This window comes from Bartonella sp. CL70QHWL, assembly GCF_042194855.1.
Classification (GTDB): Bacteria; Pseudomonadota; Alphaproteobacteria; order Rhizobiales; family Rhizobiaceae; genus Bartonella.
Window position 1 is genome coordinate 1 of sequence record NZ_JBHINJ010000128.1, and the last position, 667, is coordinate 667.

At 43.5% G+C, this 667-nt stretch carries 2 protein-coding genes and 1 pseudogene; all 3 read right to left on the reverse strand.

The window, feature by feature from the left end; all coding sequences use genetic code 11:
• Nucleotides 1-312: pseudogene (locus ACFIJZ_RS10210) on the reverse strand (late control protein); the annotation flags it as partial.
• The gene (locus ACFIJZ_RS10215) at nt 309-533 is read right to left on the reverse strand and encodes a tail protein X (RefSeq protein WP_375632042.1); all 225 of its coding nucleotides are present in this window, start codon (nt 531-533) and stop codon (nt 309-311) included. The pseudogene ACFIJZ_RS10210 and the gene ACFIJZ_RS10215, both read right to left, overlap by 4 nt.
• Nucleotides 530-667 (reverse strand): phage tail protein (locus tag ACFIJZ_RS10220; protein WP_375632043.1); only part of this gene is annotated, 138 nt, incomplete at its 5' end. The genes ACFIJZ_RS10215 and ACFIJZ_RS10220, both read right to left, overlap by 4 nt.

Sequence of the window (667 nt, forward strand, 5' to 3'; positions counted from 1 at the left end):
GTTCATTGATGCGGCGCGCCCTGTCACGCTTAAGCTTTGTGGTGGGCTGCTTACAGAGATTTCGTCTATCAGATAGGCTCCCATATCGCGGTTTTTGCCCCCTTCATAGCCAAGTGTGACAGAAATGATTGTTCCGATGAGAGGAATATCAAGAAAGCCGTTATCACTGTCCCGGGCGCGGTCATCAATCTCTATAGTGATACGATCACTTTTGTTTTCTGCTTCATCGGTAATTTCAATTGATAAAACATAGTCCATCAGCATTCTTGTGATGTCCTCTCCATTTGCCAGAACCATGCAAAAAGGTTTCATGATTTGCTACCCCAAATTCTGATTACTGGTGTGGCTTTCGGATAGGGGAGGGTTGGTAAGAGTATCGTGATGCCTGCTTTTAAGATGGGTCCATAGTCTGCAAGCCCAAAATTAGCTGCATAGACGCGTTCAACAGCAAGCGCTTGCTGACCTTTGGCATAGTATTTCCAGCAAATGGCATCAACCATATCGCCATCTTTGGTTATATAAAGGTCACTCATAGGTCTTCACCATATTCTCTCAATTTTATCGTAAATTCTTGTTTTTTGGGGGTGCCGTTATGATGAAAAACGCTTTGTTTTTCCTCTACAGAAAGAATGACAAACTTACCTAAGATTTTGCCTTGACCGGTCAC